We start from the raw sequence: 22,437 nt of genomic DNA on the forward strand, positions 1-22,437 counted from the left end.
CTCCCACTCAGCATCGCTCAGATCACCCCGCCCCATGCCCACACCAACGACCCGCACACGAAGCAGTCACATGATCGACCGGACAAGTCCTAGCTGAAGGAGTCACCGCAGGCGCAGGAGCCCGTCGCGTTCGGGTTGTCGATCGTGAAGCCCTGCTTCTCGATGGTGTCGACGAAGTCGATGGACGCACCGCCGAGGTACGGAGCGCTCATCCGGTCGGTGACGACCTTGACGCCGCCGAACTCCTTGACGACGTCCCCGTCGAGCGAGCGCTCGTCGAAGAAGAGCTGGTAGCGCAGGCCGGAGCAGCCGCCGGGCTGAACAGCGACGCGCAGTGCGAGGTCGTCCCGGCCTTCCTGGTCCAGCAGCGCCTTGACCTTGCCCGCGGCGGCGTCGGACAGGAGGATGCCGTCGCTCACGGTGGTGGTGTCGTCCGATACGGACATCTGCTTCTCTCCCGGGTTGTACGGACTGCTTGCCGACAGTGCAACCGGCTCCGCCGCGGATTCATTCCGGGCGCTGGCGCGCGTCTCGCGCCTTCTTCATGCTCGCACACCGGCTCGTGAATCGTCAGTGGGGCGAGTGTGCCTGGAATGCGTCACATCGACGCTATCGCCATCGTCAAAGTGACGTGAAGGGGTTATGATAGATAACGTCAAATAGACGAAAAGGCTTCGCAGACTCGTTCGCAGAGAAGAAAGGGTGCGTGACGTGACCACCGCCCAGCCCCGACAGGATCTCGGTGTCCAGCCGACACCCCTCGCCCTGCTGCTGCTCGGCCGCGAGGCCGACCCCCGCAGCGAACGGGGCGTGGAGTGTCCCGGCGATCTGCCCTCCCCGTCCGACCCGGACCTGGTGGAGCGTGCCCGCGTGGCCAAGGAGAAGCTCGGGGACAAGGTGTTCGTCCTCGGCCACCACTACCAGCGCGACGAGGTCATCCAGTTCGCGGATGTCACCGGCGACTCCTTCAAGCTCGCCAGGGACGCGGCGGCCCGGCCCGCCGCCGAGTACATCGTCTTCTGCGGTGTGCACTTCATGGCCGAGTCGGCGGACATCCTCACCTCCGAGGACCAGAAGGTCGTCCTGCCCGACCTGGCGGCCGGCTGCTCCATGGCCGACATGGCCACGGCCGAGCAGGTGGCGGAGTGCTGGGACGTGCTGACCGAGGCCGGCATAGCCGGGCAGGTCGTGCCCGTCTCGTACATGAACTCCTCGGCCGACATCAAGGCGTTCACCGGCAAGCACGGCGGCACGATCTGCACGTCCTCGAACGCCGAGCGCGCGCTGAACTGGGCCTTCGAGCAGGGCGAGAAGGTGCTCTTCCTGCCCGACCAGCACCTCGGGCGCAACACCGCCGTACGGGAGCTGGGGCTGTCCCTGGAGGACTGTGTCCTCTACAACCCGCACAAGCCGAACGGCGGGCTCACCACCGAGGAACTGCGCGACGCGAAGATGATCCTGTGGCGCGGGCACTGCTCGGTGCACGGCCGCTTCTCGCTGGACTCCGTCCAGGAGGTACGGGAGCGCATCCCCGGGGTGAACGTACTGGTGCACCCCGAGTGCAAGCACGAGGTCGTGGCGGCGGCGGACCACGTGGGCTCGACGGAGTACATCATCAAGACCCTGGAGGCGGCGCCCGCCGGCTCGAAGTGGGCGGTCGGCACCGAACTGAACCTGGTCCAGCGGCTGGCGAACCGTTTCGCCGCGGAGGACAAGGAGATCGTCTTCCTCGACCGGACCGTGTGCTTCTGCTCGACCATGAACCGTATCGATCTGCCGCATCTCGTCTGGACGCTGGAGTCGCTGGCCGAGGGCAACGAGGTCAACCGCATCCAGGTCGACAAGGAGACGGCGGACTTCGCCCAACTGGCGCTGGAGCGGATGCTGGCCCTGCCGTAGCAGCCGCCGTGACACCCCGGCCCTACGGCGGCGGGGGCGGCCCGCACCCGGCGGGAACGCCCCCGCCGCCGCCCGTCTCCACGAGGGCCGGCGGCCGGTCTCCGCAAGGAGCGGCAGCCCGTCTCCGCGGGAAGCGGCCCCCACGCGGGCCCCGGCCCGAGACCGAGGGCACGTCCGCCATCAATGACGCGGCGCGGGGTACGCCCTGGGCAGGCGCATACCGCGCTCGGCCATGAGGGCGCGCACGCGGTCGGGATAGTCGGTGATGATGCCGTCGACCCCCAGGTCCATGAGCGCCTCGATCGTGGCGGGGTCGTCACATGTCCACGGGATGACCTTCAGACCGCGCCGATGGGCCTCGGAGATCATTTTCCTGTCGGGGTAGAAGCGGAAGTCCGGGTCCGCGACCGTGCCGTTCTGCGGGAAGCCGTAGTTCGGGGAGAGCGCGGTGACCCCGGGGACGGCGGAGGCGGCCCTGACGAAGTCGCCGTCGTGGTCGTCGGCGTCGATACCGCCGAGCCACGGGGAGGCGCCGTCCTGGCCGACCTGGAGGAAGTCGTAGTTCGTCAGCGCCACCAGCGGGTACCTCGGCGCCAGTTTGTGCATCGCCTTCAGCGCGCCCCAGTCGAACGACTGGATGGTGACCTGCCGCTCGATGCCCGAGCGGTGGATCTCCTCGTAGACACGGCGGACGAACAGCTCGCGCGGGGCGGTCTGCTCGGGCGCGCCGGCCTCCACCTTCGTCTCGATGTTCAGCCTGACCTGCTTGGCCCGGTAGCTCTTGACCAGGTTGAGGACGTCCTTCAGCTCCACCATCCGGAAGCCCTTGATCTGCTCCTGCTGGGGGAAGCCGGGCAACTGCCGGTAACCGCAGTCCATGGTCCTGATCTGGGCCAGGGTCAGGTCCTTGATGTACTTCCCGACGTACGGGTACATCGGGTCCCCCGGCCTGAGCGGCCCGGTGTCCGCGCACTTCTGGGCGCTGATCTGCCGGTCGTGGTTGACGACGACCTTCCGGTCCTTGGTGACGTGGGTGTCCAGTTCCAGGGTGCTCACCCCGAGCCGCAGCGCCTTGCCGAAGCCTTCCAGGGACTCCTCGGTCGTCAGACCCAGGCCGCCGCGGTGGGCCTGGAGGTCGAAGTGGGTCTTCTGGGGCGGAACGCCGGGGCGGGCCGTGGTCGCCTGCACGGTCGCCGGGAGGGCGAGCGCGGGCGCGACGGCCAGTGCGGTGGCGGCGAGTGCGTACCGGAGGGACATGCGAACCTCGTCTGCTTCGGGCGAATGGGACTTCGCGACGCCAGGGCCTCTCGTCCGGATCTCGCTGCGCTCGCGCCAGATCCGGACGACAGACCCTAGGTCGCGGGTCCAGCGCCTACGAAGCCCGGATATGAGGGGCTCGTGAACGCCGGCGGAACGGTCCTTCCCCTGAGTACAGACTCTCCGGTCGTCCGGAGGAAGGCCTCCGCACAGCACATCCCGCGCGCGTCCGGCGACCGCCTGTGGACGGGCCGACGCGAGCGGACGCGCCCGCGACCGCCGCCCGATCGCACGAACGCCCCGGAGCGGCCCGCGTGTCGCGGGCGCTCCGGGGCGCGTTGGCGTCCGTCGGACGCCGGACCGGAGGCGTCAGACGCCGGCCGGCTCCGGGTCCGGGGCGGGCTCGGTGGCCGGGGTGCCCCCCTGGCCCTTGTCCCGCTTGGCCGCCTTCTTCTTCGCGCGGCGCTCCTTGCGCAGCTCCACCATCGCGTAGAGCGTCGGCACGAGCAGCAGGGTCAGCAGCGTCGAGGTCACCAGACCGCCGATCACCACGACCGCGAGCGGCTGGGCGATGAAGCCGCCCTCGCCGGTGATGCCCAGGGCCATCGGCAGCAGCGCGAAGATGGTCGCCAGGGCCGTCATCAGGATCGGGCGGAGCCGGTGCCTGCCGCCCTCGACGACCGCCTCGACCACGCCGAGTCCCTGTCTGCGGTACTGGTTGATCAGGTCGATCAGCACGATCGCGTTGGTGACCACGATGCCGATCAGCATCAGCATGCCGATCATCGCCGGGACCCCCATGGGCGTACCGGTCAGGATCAGCAGCCCGAGCGCGCCGGTGGCCGCGAACGGGATCGAGACCAGCAGGATCAGCGGCTGCACCAGCGACCGGAAGGTCGCGACCAGCAGCATGAAGACGATCGCGATGGCCGCCAGCATGGCCAGACCGAGCTGGACGAACGCCTCGTCCTGGTCCTGCGAGACCCCGCCGATGGACGCGGTCGCGCCCTCCGGCAGATCCAGCGCGTCGATCTTCGACTGGAGCGAGGTGCTGACCGCGCCGGTGTTGTCACCGGTCGGCCTGGCCGTGACCGTCGCGGCCCGCGAGCCGTCGATCCGCGTCATCGAGACCGGTCCGGGGACCAGCTTCACCTCGGCGATCTGGCCGAGCTTGACCGGTCCGAGCGACAGGTTCCTCAGCTCGGCCACGGTCGTGGCCGGCTTGGCGGAGGTGATGACGATGTCGCGCTCGGTGTCGTCGAGGATCGCCTTGCCGGAGGTCGTACCGCGTACCGCCTGGCCGACGGCGAGACCCAGCGTGGCATCGGTGAACCCGGCGTTCGCGGCCTTGGCGTTGGCCTTGACCGAGATGCGCGGGACGCTCTGCGACAGGTCGCTCTGCACATCCGTGACGTCGTCGAGATCCGCCACGGTGTCCCGCACCTGGTCCGCCGCCGTGCGCAGCGTCTTCGCGTCGGCGGCCTTGACCACGACGCTCAGGTCCTGGCTGCCGAAGCCGTCGCCCGCCGAGAGGGTGGTCTCGCCGATGCCGTCGAGCCCCGCCAGTTCCTTCTCGATACGGTCCTGCGTCTTCTCGAACGACGCCGTGTCGTCCAGCGTGATCTGGTAGGACGCCTGGTTGGCGCCCGTACCGCCGCCGAAGGCCGCCATGAAGCCGGAGGAGCCGACGGTGACCTGGTAGTCCTTGATCTCGTCGATTCCGGCGAGGACCGCCTCGATCTTCTTCGCGGAGGCGTCGGCCGCCGTCAGGCTGGTGCCGGGGGCCAGCTCCTGCTTGATGGAGAGGACCTCCTGCTCGCCCTGGTCGAAGAAGTTGGTCTTGAGCAGCGGCGCCATGCCGAAGGTCCCGAGCAGGACCACGATCGCGATGGCCACACTGGTGAGCCGGCGGCGGGTCGCGAAGCGCAGCACCGGCACATAGAGCCGCTGGAGCCGGCTGCGGGCCTCCTTCTCCTCCGCCTGTCGGCGCGCTTCCTCCGCGCCGACGCCCTGGGCCTCCTTGGGCGCGCGCAGGAACCAGTACGAGAGCACCGGCACCACGGTCAGCGAGACCAGCAGCGAGGCGAGCAGCGCCGCGGTCACCGTCAGCGAGAACGAGCCGAACAGCTCACCGACCATGCCGCCCACCAGACCGATGGGCAGGAACACCGCGACGGTGGTGAGGGTGGACGAGGTGACCGCGCCCGCGACCTCCTTGACGGCGGTGAGGATGGCGCTCTCGCGCTCCTCGCCGTAGCCGAGGTGCCGCTTGATGTTCTCCAGGACGACGATCGAGTCGTCGACGACCCGGCCGATCGCGATGGTCAGCGCGCCGAGGGTGAGCATGTTGAGCGAGAGGTCACGCGTCCACAGCACGATCAGCGCCAGCACGACGGAGAGCGGGATGGAGACCGCGGTGACCAGCGTGGAGCGGATCGAGGCCAGGAAGACCAGGATCACGATCACGGCGAAGACCAGCCCGAGCGCGCCCTCGGTGGTCAGACCGGAGATCGACTTGGAGACGGCCGGGCCCTGGTCGCTGACGACCGTGAGGGTGGCGCCGGAGCCGAGGTCCTTACGCAGGTCGGGCAGCTTGTCCTGGACCGCGTCGGAGATGGCGACGGCGCTGCCGTCGTTGTCCATGGTGGCCATGACCGCGAGGCTGGGCTTGCCGTTGGTGCGGGTCAGGGCGGTCGCGGCGGACGGCGTCTGCTTGACGGTGGCGATGTCCCCGAGGCGTACGGGGGTCGCGGGTCCGGCGGAGCCCTGGCCGGCCGGCGGGATGATCCGCAGGTCCTGGATCTGCTTCAGCGAGGTGAATCCGCCGCCGACCTGCACCGTACGGCTCTTGCCGTCCTCGGAGAACGAACCCGCGGGGATCGCGGCGCCGTTCGTCCGGAGCGCCTCGGAGAGGGACATGGTGTTCAGTCCGGCCGCGGCGAGCTTCTTGTCGTCGGGCGTGACGGAGACCTGGAGGTCGCGGACGCCGTCGACGCTGACCTGTCCGACCCCGTCGATGCCTTCCAGCGCCGGTACGACCGTGCGGTCGAGCTGGTCCGCGAGGGCCTGCTGGTCCTTGTCGGAGGTGACGGCGAGGACGACGGTCGGGATGTCGTCGGTCGAACCGGCCACGACCTGCGGGTCGACCTCGCTCGGCAACTGGGCGCGGGCCCGGTTCACGGCCTGCTGGACATCGGCGACGAGCTGCTTGGTGCCCTCGCTCCCGAAGTCGAAGCTGGCCATGATCAGGGCATTGCCCTCGCTCGCCGTGGAGGTCATCCCGCTGATGCCGTCGACGGCCTTGAGCGAGTTCTCCAGGGGCTCGACGACCTGCTTCTCGACCACATCGGGCGAGGCGCCCTGGTAGGGGGCGAGCACCGACACCATCGGGAGTTCGATGGAGGGCAGGAGCTGCTGCTTGAGCTGCGGTATCGCGATCGCTCCGAAAACGATCGCGATGATCGACATCAGCCCTATCAGGGCCCGTTGCGCGAGGCTGAATCTGGACAGCCAGGACATTGGGGTCTCTCTTCTGTGGTGTACGCGGCAGTCTGTGGTGTACGCGGCAGGTTGGCGCGGCGACCCGTCTCCGGGTGGCCCGTCCCCGGGCTGTCCGGCTACGGCTCGCCCGTCGACGGAAGGGGGACGGATGGGATGAACGGCCCCTCTATACGATCTGCCATCCCCGGGGGTGGATGCGTAGGCCCCAGGTCCATTTCCTTATCCGCCGCATACCGCGCCTGGAGTACGCGAGGGTGGGGGTTCACTCCACCCTTGGACGTACCAGGCCCGATTCGTACGCGATAACCACCAATTGGGCACGGTCGCGGGCACCGAGTTTGGCCATCGCGCGGTTCACATGGGTCTTGACGGTCAGCGGGCTGACCGCCAGCCGCTCCGCGATCTCGTCGTTGGAGTGGCCTCCGGCGACCAGGACGAGCACCTCGCGCTCCCGTCCGGTGAGGGCCGTCAGCCGCTCGGAGCGCACGGCGGGGTCGCTGCCCTCGGCCGCCGTGCCGCTCTGCGCGAGGAACGTGGCGATCAGGCCCTTGGTCGCGACGGGCGACAGCAGGGCCTCGCCGGCCGCGGCCACCCGGATGGCGTTGAGCAGCTCTTCCGGCTCCGCGCCCTTGCCGAGAAAGCCGGAGGCCCCGGCGCGCAGCGACTGCACGACGTACTCGTCGACCTCGAAGGTGGTCAGCATGACGATCCGTACCCCGGCCAGCTCCGGATCGGCGCTGATCGCGCGGGTGGCGGCGAGTCCGTCCGTACCGGGCATCCGGATGTCCATCAGGACGACATCGGGCCGGGCGGAGTGGGCGAGGGCGACGGCCTGCGCGCCGTCGGCGGCCTCCCCGACGACCTCCATGTCGGGCTCCGAGTCCACCAGCACCCGGAAGGCGCTGCGCAGCAGTGTCTGGTCGTCCGCGAGCAGCACCCTGATCGTCATCTGTCTTCCCCGGTCGCCGCCATGTCCCCCACCGGGGTCTCCAGGGGCAGTATCGCCTGGATGCGGAAGCCTCCCCCGTAGCGGGGTCCCGCGGTGAGGGTGCCGCCGAGGGCCGTGACCCGCTCGCGCATACCGAGCAGACCGTGGCCTCCGCCGTCGGCGGGTTCACCAGTGCCCTCCCCGTCGTCCAGCACGGTTATCTCCACGGTGGCGCCCACCCGTACGACACTGACCTCGGCCTTGGCCGCGGGGCCCGCGTGCTTGCGCACATTGGTCAGGGCCTCCTGGATGATCCGGTACGCGACGAGATCGACGGCGGCGGGGAGCCGGGTGGGGTGCTCCGCCCCGTTCGCGGCGAACACCACGGGCAGTCCCGCGTTGCGGAAGGTGTCGAGAAGGCCGTCGAGATGCTGGAGGCCGGGGGCCGGTTCCGTGGGGGCCGCCGGATCGCCGGACTGCCGGAGCAGACCGACGGTGGCCCGCAGCTCGTCGAGCGCGGAGCGGCTGGCCTCCCGTACATGCGCGAGGGCTTCCTTGGCCTGGTCGGGACGTCTGTCCATGACATGGGAGGCCACACCGGCCTGCACATTGACCAGGGCGATGTGGTGGGCGACGACATCGTGCAGATCGCGGGCGATCCGCAGCCGCTCCTCGGCGACCCGGCGGCGCGCCTCCTCCTCACGGGTGCGCTCGGCGCGCTCGGCCCGGTCGCGTATGGCCTGGATGAAGTCACGGCGGCTGCGTACGGCGTCGCCCGCGGCGCTCGCCATCCCGGTCCAGGCGAAGATCACCAGATTCTCCTGGGCGTACCAGACTCCGGAGCTGAAGACCATGGCGACGGCGGTCAGCACGGTCATGGTGGCGAGCCCGACCCGCCAGGTCGTGGGCCGGTCGGTGTGCGCGGCGACGGTGTAGAGCGCGATGACGGTGCTCAGCACCACGGGGGCGGGCGGCTGGACCGCGATCAGCTCGACGACGGTCATACCGCCGACGCACAGCAGTACGGGCATGGGCGCGCGGCGGCGGAAGACGAGCGCGCCCGCGGTCAGCACCATCAGGACGACGCTGAGGGCGCCGGGGGTCCGGTTGCCGAAGCTCGGTCCCGCGCCATGGCCGTCGGGCGGGTCCGCGAAGGATCCGACGAGCATGCAGACGAGCACGGCGGCGGCGAGGGCCCCGTCGGAGGCGAGCGCGTGCGCGCGCACCCAGCACTGCGTCCGCGCGACCGCGGTTCCGAGGGATGTCACGTCAAGCAACGGTACGGCGTGCGGCGGGCGGCGTTGCCGGAGACCGTGCCTCGGTCCCGGCGCGGTCCCGGCGCGGGGGTGGGCGCGGGGGCGCATGGCCGCACGGCGGGGCGCCCGGGACGGCGCGTGCCCCCGCACCGTCGGCGGCGCGGGGGCACAGGGGTCGCTGGAGTGCGAGGGACCGGCCGGTCCCTCGGCGGGGATCCCGGCCGGACCGGAAGACCGGGCGCGGAGGCACGGAGAACAGCGGAGGGGACCAGGGCGCCGGAGTGAGGGAATGAGGGCCGGAGCGAGGGGGCCAGAGCGCTGGAGCGAGGAGATCAGGGCTGGAGGGAGGGGATCAGGCCCTCGTCGTCGAGCATCTCCCGGACCTCCTCCAGGGTGGCGCCCGGGGCGGGCAGGATCAGCTCGGACGGCGCCAGGGCGTCGTCCGGCAGCGGCTCGCCGAGCTCGCGCACCCTGGCCAGGAGGGCGTGGAAGGTACGGCGGAAGCCGTCCCTGTCGCCGCTCCTGACCTCGGCGAGCAGTTCGTCGTCGAGCGTGTTCAGTTCGGCGAAGTGGCTGTCCGCCAGCTCCACCTGACCCTCCCCCATGATCCGTACGATCATGACGAGTCCCTACTGTCGTAGCTGCGTACTTTTGCCGCCGCGTACTTTTGCCGGCGCGTACTTTTGCCGCCGCGTGCCGAAACGGCGCCGTGTGCCGGACCGCTACTTGTCGAACTTGCGCAGGTTCGGCGGGGTGTCCTCGGACTCGGAACCGGACTCGATCGCCTGCTTCTGCGCCGAGCCGCCCGCCAGCTCCGCCTTCATACGCTGGAGCTCCAGCTCGACATCCGTACCGCCGGAGATCCGGTCCAGCTCGGCGGCGATGTCGTCCTTCGCCATCCCCGAGTGGTCGTCCAGGGCGCCGGAGGCCAGCAGCTCGTCGAGCGCGCCGGCCCTCGCCTGAAGCTGCGCGGTCTTGTCCTCCGCCCGCTGGATCGCCATACCGACGTCGCCCATCTCCTCGGAGATGCCCGAGAAGGCCTCCCCGATCCGGGTCTGCGCCTGCGCCGCGGTGTAGGTGGCCTTGATGGTCTCCTTCTTCGTGCGGAAGGCGTCGACCTTGGTCTGGAGGCGCTGCGCGGCGAGCGTGAGCTTCTCCTCCTCGCCCTGGAGCGTCTGGTGCTGGGTCTCCAGGTCGGTCACCTGCTGCTGGAGCGCCGCGCGGCGGGAGAGCGCCTCACGGGCGAGGTCCTCACGGCCGAGCGCCAGCGCCTTGCGGCCCTGGTCCTCCAGCTTGGTGGACTGGCCCTGCAACTGGTTGAGCTGTAGTTCCAGCCGCTTGCGGGAGGTCGCCACATCGGCGACCCCGCGGCGTACCTTCTGGAGCAGTTCGAGCTGCTTCTGATACGAGTAGTCAAGGGTCTCGCGCGGATCCTCGGCCCGGTCGAGGGCCTTGTTCGCCTTCGCGCGGAAGATCATCCCCATACGTTTCATGACACCGCTCATGGGCTTCGCGCGCCCCCTTCTGACGGACTCCGGCTCCAGCACTCCAACAGAACCCACAGTACGGGCCCCGCCTCTATTACCGCACTGTTCGAGTGCGGATGCGCTCCTCCCCAAGGACGACTGCTCCCCGCCCGCACTCCGGCGCAAGGAGTAGACGACCGTCAGGGAGATCGGGGGGACGGCGTCCCCTCTGTCCCGGTACGGTCGCACTGTCCCAGGTAAGGACGCAGGCTGTTGCGGGATCGTTCCCCGAGGGGGTGGGGTCCAACCACGACACCCCGTACCCTTGGGCTTTGTGTTCCGTAGCCGTTCCAAAGAAGAGAAGGCCCCCGCCACCCAGGTGACGCCGGACTCCTCCACGCAGACCCGCGACCCGCAGGCCCCCAAGGGCCGCCCGACCCCCAAGCGCAGTGAGGCACAGACGCAGCGGCGTCGCGCCTCCACGACGCCGACCGACCGCAAGACGGCCATGAAGCGCCAGCGCGAGGCGCGCCGGGTGGACCTGGCCAGGCAGCGCGAGGCGCTGGCGAGCGGTGACGAGCGCTTCCTGCCCGCCCGTGACAAGGGTCCGGTGCGGCGCTTCGTCCGCGACTATGTGGACTCCCGGTTCTGCATGGCGGAGTTCTTCCTGCCGCTCGCCGTGCTGATCCTCGTCCTGAGCATGGTGCGGGTCGGCCAGCTCCAGAACATCGCGCTGCTGCTGTGGCTCGTCGTGATCGTGCTGATCGTGGTGGACTCGGTCGGTATCTGGTTCCGGCTGCGCAAGCAGCTCGCCGAGCGGTTCCCGGACACCCCCAAGCGCGGTGCCGTGGCCTACGGCCTGATGCGTACGCTCCAGATGCGCCGACTCCGGCTGCCCAAGCCGCAGGTCAAGCGCGGAGAGCGGCCCTGAGCGCGGAGATCCCCGGTTTCGCGGGAGGCTCGGCGGCCTGGCTCGCCGGGCTGGGGGCGCTGCGTGATGTCGTACGGCAGGAGCTGGTCGCGCGCCAGCTCGACGAGCAGATAGCCGGCCGCTTCCCGGTGGGGCGGCGGCTGCGGGTGCTGGACGTCGGGATGGGGCAGGGCACCCAGGCCCTGCGGCTGGCGCGCGCGGGACACACGGTGACCGGACTGGAGTCCGACTCCGGGATGCTCGCCAAGGCCCGGGAGGCGCTCGTCGGGGAGCCCGCGGGCATTCAGGAGCGGGTCCGGCTGGTCGAGGGCGACGGTCTGGAGACCGGGGTCCACTTCCTGCCCGGCAGCTTCGACGTGGTGCTCTGCCACGGCGTGCTGATGTACGTCAGCGAGCCGGACGCGATGCTCGCGGCCCTGGCCAGGATGCTGGCGCCCGGCGGTCTGCTCTCCCTGCTCGTACGGAACGGGGACAGTCTGGCCCTGCGGCCGGGCCTGGCCGGGGACTGGACGGGCGCGCTGGAGGGCTTCGAGACCGACACCTATGTCAACCGGCTGGGGCTGCGGGTGCGCGCGGACCGGCTGGACCGGCTGACCGCGACACTGGCGGGGATCGCCGCGCCGCTGCACGCCTGGTACGGGGTTCGTGTCTTCACGGACGGCGCGGCCGACGGCGCCGAGCCGCCGACCGGGGAGGAACTGGACCGGCTGCTGGCCGCGGAGGACCGGGCGGGCCGTACGGAACCGTACCGCCGGGTCGCCGCCCTGCTGCATCTGTGCGGCGTGCGTGGCTGAGTCAGGCGGCGGGGCCCGTACCGCGTCCTCACGAAGGTGAGCAGCGGAGAGAACGACGGCAGAGCCGGGGACGCGCGCGGTCGCGGTCCTCGGAAGGACACGCGCGAGAGCGCCCGGGAACGCGTATCCGAGCCATCCGGGCAGGACCCGCCCAAGCTGTCCGCCGGGGAGACCTGGCGGGCGCTGTACCGGCACTTCAGGCCGCACCGCAGGACCGTCGCCCTCGGCGGGTTCCTCGCGCTGATCGGGGCGGCGACGGGGCTGGCGCAGCCGCTCGCCGCCAAGGCCCTGGTGGACCGGCTCGGTGAGGACGGCTCGATCACCGGGATCCTGCTGATGCTCACCGCCCTGGTGGTGGCGGGCACGGCGATCGAGGCGGTCGCCTCCTATCTTCTGGAACGGACCGCGGAGTCCGTCGTGCTGGCCGCACGCCGCACGCTGATCGGACGGCTGCTGCGGTTGCGGCTGTCCGAGGTGGAGCGGACCCAGCCGGGCGATCTGATGTCCCGGGTCACCTCGGACACGACGCTGCTGCGCGCGGTGACGACCCGCTCGATCGTCTCGGCGGCCACCGGCGGTCTCGCGTTCCTGGCGACGATCGTGCTGATGGGCGTGATGGACGCGGTGCTGCTCGGGGTCACGCTCGGCGTGATCGTGCTGATCGGCGGCGCGGTCGCCCTGGTGATGCCCAGGATCGCCCGTGCGACACGGCGCTCGCAGGAGGCGGTCGGCGAGATATCCACGGTGCTGGAGCGGGCCTTCGGTGCCTTCCGCACGCTCAAGGCCTCCGGCGCGGAGGAGCGGGAGAGCGCCGTGGTCGCGGCGGCGGCCCAGGAGGCCTGGCGGCACGGCGTACGGTCCGCCAAGTGGCAGTCGGTCGCCGGGTCCTCGGTCGGGCTGGCCGTCCAGGTGTCGTTCCTGGCGGTGCTGGGGATCGGCGGGGCGCGGGTGGCCTCGGGGGCCATCACCGTCTCGACGCTCGTCGCCTTCCTGCTGTATCTGTTCTTCCTGATCGATCCGGTGTCGAAGCTGGTGGAGGCGGTCACCCAGTACCAGGTGGGGTCGGCGGCCATCGCCCGGATCGAGGAGGCGGAGCGGCTGGAGACGGAGACGCTGGAGCCGGCCGGGACGCACGACGGGGGCGGGGCGTACGGCGAAGGGGGGACGCCGGAGGCGGCGTCGCCCGGACACGGGACGCCGGGGGGCGCCGGGCCGGACCGCGGCCCCGCGACGGTGACCTTCGAGGACGTCCGATTCCGCTACCGGGAGGATCTGCCGTATGTCCACCACGGTGTCACCTTCGAGGTGCCGGGCCCCGGGATGACGGCCTTCGTCGGTCCGTCGGGCGCCGGGAAGACGACGGTCTTCGGACTGGTCGAGCGGTTCTACGAGGCGAGCGGCGGCCGGGTCCTGGTCGACGGCAGGGATGTGCGGGAGTGGCCGCTGCCCGAACTGCGCGCCGCCATCGGCTATGTCGAGCAGGACGCGCCCGTGCTGGCCGGGACGCTCCGCGAGAATCTGGTCTTCGCCGCCCCCGACGCCTCCGACGCGGACATCCGGGAGGTGCTCGTACGGGCCAGGCTGGACGGGCTCGTCGAGAGGCTGCCGGACGGTCTGGAGACCCTGGTCGGCCACCGCGGCTCCAAACTGTCGGGCGGCGAGCGCCAGCGGGTGGCGATCGCGCGGGCCCTGCTGCGCAAGCCGCGGCTGCTGCTCCTGGACGAGGCGACCTCGCAGCTCGACGCGGTCAACGAGATGGCGCTGCGGGACGCGGTGGCGGAGGCGGCCCGCAGTGTGACGGTGCTGGTGGTGGCGCACCGGCTGTCGACGGTGACCCTGGCGGACCGGATCGTGGTGATGGACGCGGGCCGGGTGCGGGCGGTGGGCACGCACGACGAGCTGGTGGCGAACGATCCGCTGTACGGGGAACTCGCGGCGACGCAGTTCCTGGCGGCGGCGCGCTGAGCGCTCCGCGCGCGGAGGTGTCTTCGCGCGCGGAGGTGTGCGCCGATCAGGGAGTCCCGGCTTCCCCGCCCCCTGATCGGCGGTGCATCACAGGCCGCGACAATCAGACAAAAGGGATACTCCGGGCATGACTGTCTCCCTTCGCCCCGGCGCCCCTCCCCGCCGCGGCCGTGTCCGGGCGGCCGCGCGGTACCGGTCGGCCCCGGCCGCCCGGTTCTGCGCGACCGCCCTCACCGCCGCCCTGGTCAGCGGCTGTTCGGGCGCCGTGCCGGGCTCGGTGGGCCCGCTGTCCGGGCCCACGACGCCGTCCGGGCCGACGACCCGGGCCGCCGCCGCACCGCGCTCCCCCAACAGCCTCCAGAGCGACTACGAGGCCGTGATCAAGGATGTGCTGCCGTCGGTCGTCCAGATCGACACGGGGAACAGCCTGGGCTCGGGAGTCGTCTACGACAACCGGGGCCATATCGTCACCAACGCCCATGTGGTCGGCAAACAGCGGACGTTCGGGGTCACGGTGGCCAACAGCGAGCGCCTGCTGGCGGCCAAGCTGGTCTCCAGCTTCCCGGAGCAGGATCTCGCCGTCGTGAAGCTCGACACGGTCCCGAGCGGGCTGAAGGCCGCGTCGTTCGGTGACACGTCCAAGGTCGCGGTCGGTCAGATCGTGCTGGCCATGGGGTCCCCGCTGGGGCTGTCGGGCAGCGTCACCCAGGGCATCGTCTCGGCGGTCGGACGGACCGTCAGCGAAGGCACGGGCGGCGGCGGGACCGGGGCGACCATCGCCGACATGGTGCAGACCTCGGCGGCGATCAACCCGGGCAACAGCGGAGGGGCGCTGGTCAATCTGGACAGCCAGGTGATCGGGATCCCGACGCTGGCCGCGACGGATCCGCAGCTCGGCAACTCGGCCGCGCCCGGCATCGGATTCGCCATCCCGGCCTCGATGGTGCGCACCGTCGCCGACCAGATCATCAAGAACGGCAAGGTCACGGACTCGGGCCGGGCGGCCCTGGGGATCACCGGCCGGACCGTACTGGGTCCCGACTTCCAGCCGGCCGGTGTCGCGGTGGTCTCGGCCGCGAAGGGCGGCGCGGCCGACAAGGCGGGGATCAGGGCCGGGGACATCATCGTCAAGGTCGGCGACGCCCGGATCACCACCATCACCTCGCTCTCGGAGGCGCTCGCGTCGGACAGGCCGGGGCAGAAGGCCGAGGTGACCTATGTCAGGGCGGGCGGAACGAGAACGGCGGAGGTCACGCTCGGCAAGGTGTAGCCCGTCGTACGGGGGCGTCCGGGTCCCGCCGGTGTTGAGGACGCCCGCGGCCGGCCGGGCGGGCCGGAGCGCGGGCGTCCTCGCGTGTGCGGTCGGCTCTCGTTCAGGCCTCGTCGGCGCGCAGGCTCATCGGGCCGTAGATCTTGCTGCCGTCCTCGAACAGCGACACCTGCTCGGCGCCCCCGCTCAGCAACTCCTTCCACGCCTCACCGATCCATGACTCGGCGTCCCCCTGCGTGGTGAACTCCTCCGGCTCCACCGCAGGCGGGACCTCCGTACCGTCGGCCTTCTCGAACCGCCACGTCCACGCCATATGCGCCTCCCGGGTCCCGCGGAACTGATCGATTTCCTGCCCGCAGCGTAGCCGGGCGCGCACCGTCAGCGGGGACACGGGAGGATCATCCCCGTGGAACTGACTCTGCTCGGCACCGGAGCCCCCGCCGGACTCCCCCGCCCCCACTGCCCCTGCGCCGCCTGCGCGACCGCCCGCGGCGAGCGGGCCCGCGCCGCGACCGCGCTGCTGGTGGACGGTGTGCTGCTGCTGGACCTGACCCCGGGCGCCGCGCTCGCCGCGGCCCGCGCCGGGCACTCGCTCGCGGGCGTACGGCAGGTCCTGCTCACCCATCCGCACGACGGTCCCGCGGTGGAGCTGCCCGCCGGACTGCCCACGGCCGGCCGGGTGGCGGACGGACGGGTGCTGACGCTGCTCAGCGGGCACCGGGTACGGGCGCTGGCGATGGACGCGCCGGGCACGGGGTACGAGGTGACGGGACCGGGGGGCGAGCGGCTGCTCTATCTCCCGCCGGGCGGAGCGCCCGCGGGGGTGCCGGACCACGGCCGGGCGGCCCCCGCCCCGTACGACCTGGTGGCCGTGGATGTCACCGGCCGTCCCGACGCGCTGGCGCGGCTGCGGGCGGCCGGAACGGTCGGTCCCGCGACCGAGGTCGTCGCCGTCCATCTCGACCACGACGTACCGCCGGGCGGGGAACTGGACCGGCGGCTCGCGGCGGCGGGCGCGCGGGCGGTTCCCGACGGGACGACGCTCACCGTCGGCGCGTACCGCCCCGGCCCCGAGGTGCCCCGGCGCACGCTGGTGACGGGCGGGGCGCGCTCGGGCAAGTCCTGGGAGGCGGAACGGCGGTTGGCGACGTTCCCGGGGGTGCTGTACGTGGCGACGGGCGGGGGCCGCGAGGGCGACCAGGAGTGGGCGGACCGGGTGCGCGCGCACCGCGAACGGCGGCCCGCCTCCTGGCTCACCGCCGAGACCTGCGATCTCGTACCGCTGCTCGCGCGGGAGGGGCCGCCGCTGCTGATCGACTGTCTCTCGCTCTGGCTGACCGACGCGATGGACCGGGTGAAGGCGTGGGACGACACGACCTGGGCGGGCGGCGGCGAGACGGCGCTGCGCGGGCGGACGGAGGAACTGGTGGGCGCGATCCGCGCGACCCGGCGCACGGTGGTCGCCGTGACGAACGAGGTGGGCTCGGGGGTGGTCCCCGCGACGGCGTCGGGCCGGCGCTTCCGCGACGAACTGGGACGGCTGAACGCGGCGGTGGCGGGCGAGTGCGAGCGGGTGCTGCTGGTGGTGGCGGGCCAGACCCTGACCCTGCGCTGACGCCTCCCGGCCACCCGGAGGCGTTGCGCGCCTGCGGCGCGGGTGCGGTGTGCGTGTGGTGCCGGTGCCGGGTGCCAGGGCCTCCGGAGCACATGTCCGGACGGCATGCTGTGTCTCCTCGGAGGACACCCCCGGACCCCCGTACACCGCCCTCGCCGGTACGCCGGACACCCGGCCACCTCCGGGTGCGGATCCGTGCTGGTTGCGCCCGGCCGCCGGCGAGTGAGCCGAAGGGCGCGCCGCTGTCGAGAGGGAGAGCGCGCGGAGGGTTCCGAGGTACGAGGGACCCGAGCACGGTCGACCGTCGACAGTGGCACAAAGCGCCCGGAGGCGAACCGAGCCCTCAAAAAAGAAGGTGCGTGAGCCGAAGGGGCGCGTCGGTGCCGAAAATGGAGAGCGCGCGCAGGCCGTGAGGAACGAGCGGTCGAGCACGGTCGACTGTCGGCATCGACATAAAGCGCCCCGGAGGCGAACCGAGCCCCCAAAAAGAAGGCGAGTGAGCCGAAGGGCGCGCCGCTGTCGAAAGGGAGAGCGCGCGGAGGGTCCCGAGGTACGAGGGACCCGAGCACGGTCGACCGTCGACAGTGGCACAAAGCGCCCGGAGGCGAACCGAGCCCCCAAAGACAACGCAGTACTGTTCGGGGAATGAGCGCGCTGAATCTCGATGACTTCTCCGATCTGATCGAGCGCCCCGACAGCGGGACGCGACGGGACGCCGAAGAGCGCCGGGAACGGCTTGTGGTGCCGCCCGGGGCGCTCGGGCGTCTCGACGAGCTGGGCGAGTGGCTCTCGGCCGCACAGGGGTCCGTGCCGGTCAAGGCCGTCCGGCAGCCCCGCGTGGTGCTCTTCGCGGGCGATCACGGGGTGGCCGGTCTCGATGTCTCCGGCCGCCCGGCGGGCAGCGCGCACCGGCTGGTACGGGCCGTGCTGGAGGGCGGGAGCCCCGTCGCCGTGCTGGCCCGCCGGGCCGAGGTGCCGGTGCGGATCGTGGACGCCGGGCTCGACTGCGATCCCGGGCTGCTGCCCGAGGAGGTCGTACGGCACCGGGTGCGGCGCGGCAGCGGGCGGATCGACATCGAGAACGCGCTGACCGTCGAGGAGGCCGAGCGGGCCGTACGGCTCGGGATGGCGATCGCCGACGAGGAGGCGGACTCCGGTACGGATCTGATCGTCCTGGGGGATCTGAGCGTCGGCGGGACGACCCCGGCGGCCACGCTGATCGCCGCGCTGTGCGGTACGGACGCCTCCGTGGTCACCGGGCGCGGCGGCGCGGGCATCGACGATCTGGCGTGGATGCGCAAGTGCGCGGCGATCCGGGACGCCCTGCGCCGGGCGCGCCCGGTCCTCGGCGACCAGGTGGAGCTGCTCGCGGCGGTGGGCGGCGCGGATCTGGCCGCGATGACGGGCTTTCTGCTCCAGAGCGCCGTACGGCGGATGCCGGTGATCCTGGACGGTGTGGTCTCGGCGGCCTGCGCGCTGGTCGGCCAGCGGGCCGCGTTCCGCGCGCCCGACTGGTGGCTCGCGGGTCAGGTGAGCGGGGAGCCCGGCCAGGCGAAGGCGCTGGACCGGATGGCGCTCACCCCGCTGCTCGACCACGGAGTCACCGTGGGGGAGGGCGCCGGGGCGCTGCTCGCGCTGCCGCTCGTCCAGGCCGCCGCCGCCCTCGCGGCGGAGCTGCCGGAGCGGGAGCCGGCCGAGGAGGCGACCGAGGAGGCGACCGAGGAGGCGACCGAGGAGGCGACCGGGGACGACGACGCCCTCAAGGCCGAGGAGAGCGCCGCCGGCTGAGGCATCGACAGACGAGCCGGGGCCGCCGCCACTGACGGCGGCCTCAGCCGTCCCCTGAGGCGTGATGCCCCATATGATCGTTTTTATGGGAGAAGTCCGTCTGGCTGTCGATCGAACGACCCGAGGCACCGACCGCTCGCGGCGTGCCGCGGCGTTCGCCGTCTGGTATCTGCGTGCCGTCACCTTCGTCAACTTCCTCAGTGCCGTCTGGGTCTCCCTCGGCCAGGATCTGCGGCGGCACAACACCGACAACTACTTCACCCCGTATCTGCTGACCGCGGGCTTCGCCTCGGGCGTGTTCACGCTCTTCCTGGCGGTCACCATGCGCCGCCGCAAGCGCGCGGCCTGGATCCTCAATCTCGTGCTCTCCGGGCTCTTCCTGCTGCTGCTCGCCTTCGTGATGGACTTTCCGGAGATCAGGCGCCATCCGCAGAACTGGATCTCGCTCGCCCTCTCCGCCGCGTTCGTCTGCGCCCTGCTGCTCGGCCGGCGGGAGTTCTACGCGAAGGGCGACCGGTCCAATCCCAGGCTGGCCGCGGCCGTGGCGGCGGGCGGACTGCTCGTCACCTCGCTGCTGGCCGCCCTGATCGTCACCGTCACCAACACCGCGCGCGGCGGCTCGGCCTTCACCGAGCGCTGGCGGTACGGAGCGACGCGGCTGGTCTCCCTGACGGCGGACGAGGCGCGGTTTCCCGGCATCACCACCCCCGCCTGGGCCAATGCCGCCATCAACGTCCTCTCCACCCTGCTGCTGCTCGCCGTGGTGTACGCGGCCTTCCGCTCACGGCGCGCGGTCGACCCGCTCACCCCGGTGGACGAGGCGAAGCTGCGTCTTCTGCTCGACCGGTACGGGGAGCGCGACTCCCTGGGCTACTTCGCGCTGCGCCGGGAGAAGAGCGTCGTCTGGTCCCCCACCGGCAAGGCGGCCGTCACCTACCGGGTCGTGGGCGGGGTCTCGCTGGCCTCGGGCGATCCGATCGGCGACCCGGAGGCCTGGCCGGGCGCGATCGTGCCCTGGCTGGCCGAGGCCCGTGAGCACGGCTGGATCCCAGCCGTGATGGGCGCGGGCGAGGAGGCGGGGACGATCTACGCCCGGTACGGGCTCGACGCGCTGGAGCTGGGCGACGAGGCGATCGTGGAGACGGCCGACTTCGCCCTGGAAGGCCGGGCGATGCGGACCGTGCGCCAGGCGTACAACCGGGTCGCGCGGGCGGGCTACCAGGTGCGCGTCCGGCGCCACGAGGACATTCCCGCCGACGAGATGGCGGAGCTGCTGCGCCGCGCCGACGACTGGCGCGACGGTGCCACCGAGCGGGGCTTCTCGATGGCGCTCGGCCGGCTCGGCGATCCGGGCGACGGCCGCTGTGTGATGCTCGAATGCTGGGACGGCGAGGGGCGGTTGCGCGCCGTGCTGAGCTTTGTGCCGTGGGGCCCCAAGGGCCTCTCCCTGGACCTGATGCGCCGTGACCGCGACAGCGAGAACGGCCTCATGGAGTTCATGGTCATCCAACTCCTCCAGCGCGCCTCGGAGATCGGGATCACCCAGCTCTCGCTGAACTTCGCGATGTTCCGGTCGGTCTTCGAGCGCGGCGGGAAGCTGGGCGCGGGACCGGTGCTGCGGCTGTGGCGGGGGCTGCTCAGCTTCTTCTCGCGCTGGTGGCAGATCGAGTCCCTCTACCGCGCCAACGCCAAGTACCGGCCGATCTGGGAGCCCCGCTTCATGCTCTTCGAGAAGAGCGCCGACCTGCCGCGCATCGGCCTCGCCGCGGGCCGCGCCGAAGGCTTCCTGGAGGCTCCGGGGCTTCCGGGGTGGCTGCACCGCCGCCGGCTGGAGTCCCGGCGCTGACCCCGGTCTCACCGCCCTGACGTGCCGGTCCTGTGCTCGTCGTCCGGCGTACCGGCGATCCAGTCCTGGATCCGGCGGCGGGGACCCGACCAGCGGGCGTCGCGGCGGTAGACCCGCAGGGCGGCCCGCGCCCGCGCCTTGGGCCGGTCGCGGTAGAAGCGCCTGGCCCACGGCGATCCCGGCCTGGCCAGCCTGATCGCGCCGACGAGCGCCAGGAACGGTACGAGGGTGCCGATGAGCGCCAGCCGCAGCTTGCCCTTGAACGCCGCCATGAGGACGAAGACGAAGTTGCCCAGGAGCGTCGCGATCGCCGAGCCGCGGTCCTGCTGCTCGTCGGGGGTCAGGGAGTTGACCTCGAACGGCGAGAAGCCGACGAGCACCAGCAGGGCGAGGGCGGCGGCCATGATCACGACCTCGACGCTCTGTCTGCCCTGTTCGGTCCAGTACACGTCATGGAGATGGAGGATCAGCGCGAACTCGTCGAGCACGAGACCGGCGCCGACGCCGAAGATCACCGCGCACACCGAGGCCGCGACCCCGTGTTTGCCGCTGCCGACCGCGCCGAAGCCGCCGATCACGGTCAGCACCACGCCGGGCACCACATGGTGGATGTGCGTACCGCCCGGGGAGATGTTCCGGAACGGCCCCTTCCCGGCCCGGATCATCCGGGTGACCGTACGGGTGAGCAGAAAGGTCAGCACGAAGGAGACGAGGGCGACCAGGGTGGGCACCTTGCCCGGTTCGACGATGTTCTGCTGAAACCAGTGACCCATGCCACCTGCTTCCGAATGGTGCGGTACGGGCCAATTTAGCGGTATTCGCCGCCGGTTCGGTGGCGACGGCCGGGCTACTCTCGCGCGATGACCCCCCTGGACGGCGCGGTCGGCGGACCGGCCGACGACACGAACGGCGAGACGAGCGGCGCGAAGGGCGGGACCGACCGGACCGACCGGACGGACCGGACCGGCGGGACCGACCGGACCAACCAGAGCGGCGGGACCGACCGGACGGGCGGGAGCGGCGGGGAGGCGAGCGGAGAGGACCCGCACGACGCGGCCGGCGGGGACGCGCGGGCCTCGGTCGCGGACGGTCTGCGGTTCGCCTTCGGCACCCTCACCGTCCTGCCGGTCCGTGTCACCCGCTGGGACCGCCCCGCCGCCCGCGCCGGAATGCTCTGCGCGCCGGTCGCCGGACTCGTGGTGGGCCTGGGCGCGGCGGCCCTCGGCGCGCTGCTGCTGCTCGCGGGCGCCGCGCCGCCGCTCGCCGCGGTGGCCGCCGTCGCCGTACCCGCCGTGCTCACCCGCGGTCTGCATCTCGACGGTCTCGCCGACACCGCGGACGGACTGGGCAGCGGCAGACCGGCCGGGGACGCGCTGCGGATCATGAAGCGTTCCGACATCGGCCCGTTCGGGGTGATCACCCTGCTGCTCACGCTGCTGGCCCAGATCGCGGCGGTGTCCGAGCTGTACGGGGAGGGCTGGGCCCGGGGCGCGGTGGCCGTCGCCCTGGCGGGCGTGACGGCGCGGCTCGCGCTCACCCTCGCCTGCCGTACGGGCGTGCCCCCGGCCCGGCCCGACGGTCTGGGGGCGGCGGTGGCGGGGACGGTGCCGGTACGGGCCGCCGCCGTCACGGCGCTGCTCGTCACGGCGGCCTGCGCGGCGGCGGGCGGCGTCTTCGGGGTCTCCGGCGCCGTCGGACACGCGCTGGCCGTCCTGACCGCCCTGGGCGCCGCGTGGCTGCTGCTGCGGCACTGCGTACGGCGGTTCGGCGGGGTCACCGGCGATGTGTTCGGCGCCCTCGCGGAAACCGCGGCGACCGCGGCGCTCGTCGTACTGACACTGGGTTGAAAGCCGGCCACGGACGGGTGAACCACCGCCGCCGTGGGCCGCGTCCATCACTCAGCGTAGGCTCGTTCCTGCCG

General features: G+C 71.9%; 18 protein-coding genes. 9 read left to right on the forward strand and 9 right to left on the reverse strand.

The features are described from left to right. Positions 1 to 89: 89 nt before the first annotated feature. The gene (locus ACFYYH_RS26620) at positions 90 to 446 is read right to left on the reverse strand and encodes an iron-sulfur cluster assembly accessory protein (RefSeq protein ID WP_066943649.1); all 357 of its coding nucleotides are present in this window, start codon (positions 444 to 446) and stop codon (positions 90 to 92) included. Positions 447 to 702: 256 nt separating this feature from the next. On the opposite strand from ACFYYH_RS26620, the gene nadA reads away from it, so the two are divergent. After that, positions 703 to 1,899 (forward strand): quinolinate synthase NadA, encoded by a 1,197-nt coding sequence (nadA, locus tag ACFYYH_RS26625; RefSeq protein ID WP_388555858.1) that lies wholly within the window; start codon positions 703 to 705, stop codon positions 1,897 to 1,899. A 180-nt stretch (positions 1,900 to 2,079) separates the two neighbouring features. Here the strand turns inward: nadA and ACFYYH_RS26630 are convergent, their stop codons facing one another. From ACFYYH_RS26630 to ACFYYH_RS26655, 6 genes are all read right to left on the reverse strand, one after another. Next, the gene (locus ACFYYH_RS26630; protein ID WP_388555862.1) at positions 2,080 to 3,156 is read right to left on the reverse strand and encodes a glycerophosphodiester phosphodiesterase family protein; all 1,077 of its coding nucleotides are present in this window, start codon (positions 3,154 to 3,156) and stop codon (positions 2,080 to 2,082) included. Between the two features lie 369 nt (positions 3,157 to 3,525). Further along, a complete protein-coding gene (locus ACFYYH_RS26635; RefSeq protein ID WP_388555864.1) occupies positions 3,526 to 6,675 on the reverse strand; it encodes an efflux RND transporter permease subunit in 3,150 nt (1,049 codons plus the stop codon). Between the two features lie 244 nt (positions 6,676 to 6,919). Then, entirely contained in the window at positions 6,920 to 7,606 is a 687-nt protein-coding gene (locus tag ACFYYH_RS26640; RefSeq protein WP_388555866.1) for a response regulator, read from the reverse strand. Further along, positions 7,603 to 8,853, reverse strand: a complete 1,251-nt coding sequence (locus tag ACFYYH_RS26645; RefSeq protein ID WP_388555869.1) for a sensor histidine kinase — start codon at positions 8,851 to 8,853, stop codon at positions 7,603 to 7,605. The genes ACFYYH_RS26640 and ACFYYH_RS26645 overlap by 4 nt, the downstream gene beginning before the upstream one ends. Positions 8,854 to 9,173: 320 nt before the next feature. Then, on the reverse strand, positions 9,174 to 9,461 hold the full coding sequence (locus tag ACFYYH_RS26650; RefSeq protein ID WP_388555871.1) for a hypothetical protein: 288 nt from the start codon (positions 9,459 to 9,461) through the stop codon (positions 9,174 to 9,176). Positions 9,462 to 9,563: 102 nt separating this feature from the next. Continuing rightward, the gene (locus ACFYYH_RS26655) at positions 9,564 to 10,346 is read right to left on the reverse strand and encodes a PspA/IM30 family protein (protein WP_388555873.1); all 783 of its coding nucleotides are present in this window, start codon (positions 10,344 to 10,346) and stop codon (positions 9,564 to 9,566) included. A gap of 295 nt (positions 10,347 to 10,641) precedes the next feature. Here ACFYYH_RS26655 and ACFYYH_RS26660 point away from each other — a divergent pair, with 295 nt between their 5' ends. The 4 genes from ACFYYH_RS26660 to ACFYYH_RS26675 all read left to right on the forward strand — a co-directional run bounded on the left by ACFYYH_RS26660 (position 10,642) and on the right by ACFYYH_RS26675 (position 15,267). Further along, positions 10,642 to 11,238, forward strand: a complete 597-nt coding sequence (locus ACFYYH_RS26660; RefSeq protein WP_388555874.1) for a DUF3043 domain-containing protein — start codon at positions 10,642 to 10,644, stop codon at positions 11,236 to 11,238. Between the two features lie 50 nt (positions 11,239 to 11,288). Then, entirely contained in the window at positions 11,289 to 12,032 is a 744-nt protein-coding gene (locus ACFYYH_RS26665; protein ID WP_388556151.1) for a class I SAM-dependent methyltransferase, read from the forward strand. A gap of 156 nt (positions 12,033 to 12,188) precedes the next feature. Beyond that, on the forward strand, positions 12,189 to 13,997 hold the full coding sequence (locus ACFYYH_RS26670) for an ABC transporter ATP-binding protein (RefSeq protein WP_388556154.1): 1,809 nt from the start codon (positions 12,189 to 12,191) through the stop codon (positions 13,995 to 13,997). A 127-nt stretch (positions 13,998 to 14,124) separates the two neighbouring features. Beyond that, complete coding sequence (locus ACFYYH_RS26675) at positions 14,125 to 15,267, forward strand: S1C family serine protease (protein ID WP_388555876.1); 1,143 nt, start codon at positions 14,125 to 14,127, stop codon at positions 15,265 to 15,267. Between the two features lie 103 nt (positions 15,268 to 15,370). On the opposite strand, the gene ACFYYH_RS26680 is transcribed toward ACFYYH_RS26675, so the two are convergent. Then, positions 15,371 to 15,580 carry a hypothetical protein gene (locus ACFYYH_RS26680; RefSeq protein ID WP_388555878.1) on the reverse strand — a complete coding sequence of 70 codons (210 nt, stop codon included), beginning with the start codon at positions 15,578 to 15,580 and terminating at the stop codon, positions 15,371 to 15,373. Positions 15,581 to 15,673: 93 nt separating this feature from the next. On the opposite strand from ACFYYH_RS26680, the gene ACFYYH_RS26685 reads away from it, so the two are divergent. The 3 genes from ACFYYH_RS26685 (at position 15,674) to ACFYYH_RS26695 (ending at position 20,516) form a co-directional block, all read left to right on the forward strand. After that, entirely contained in the window at positions 15,674 to 16,882 is a 1,209-nt protein-coding gene (locus ACFYYH_RS26685; protein ID WP_388555880.1) for a bifunctional adenosylcobinamide kinase/adenosylcobinamide-phosphate guanylyltransferase, read from the forward strand. A 654-nt stretch (positions 16,883 to 17,536) separates the two neighbouring features. Further along, a complete protein-coding gene (gene cobT, locus ACFYYH_RS26690) occupies positions 17,537 to 18,670 on the forward strand; it encodes a nicotinate-nucleotide--dimethylbenzimidazole phosphoribosyltransferase (protein WP_388556156.1) in 1,134 nt (377 codons plus the stop codon). A gap of 85 nt (positions 18,671 to 18,755) precedes the next feature. Continuing rightward, entirely contained in the window at positions 18,756 to 20,516 is a 1,761-nt protein-coding gene (locus ACFYYH_RS26695) for a phosphatidylglycerol lysyltransferase domain-containing protein (protein WP_388555883.1), read from the forward strand. 8 nt (positions 20,517 to 20,524) lie between these two features. Here the strand turns inward: ACFYYH_RS26695 and ACFYYH_RS26700 are convergent, their stop codons facing one another. Beyond that, a complete protein-coding gene (locus ACFYYH_RS26700) occupies positions 20,525 to 21,289 on the reverse strand; it encodes a hypothetical protein (RefSeq protein WP_388555886.1) in 765 nt (254 codons plus the stop codon). 318 nt (positions 21,290 to 21,607) lie between these two features. Between ACFYYH_RS26700 and ACFYYH_RS26705 the strand changes: the two genes are divergently transcribed. After that, positions 21,608 to 22,363 carry an adenosylcobinamide-GDP ribazoletransferase gene (locus tag ACFYYH_RS26705; protein ID WP_388556159.1) on the forward strand — a complete coding sequence of 252 codons (756 nt, stop codon included), beginning with the start codon at positions 21,608 to 21,610 and terminating at the stop codon, positions 22,361 to 22,363. Positions 22,364 to 22,437 lie beyond the last annotated feature (74 nt).

This window comes from Streptomyces sp. NPDC002018, assembly GCF_042890865.1.
Classification (GTDB): domain Bacteria; phylum Actinomycetota; class Actinomycetes; order Streptomycetales; family Streptomycetaceae; genus Streptomyces.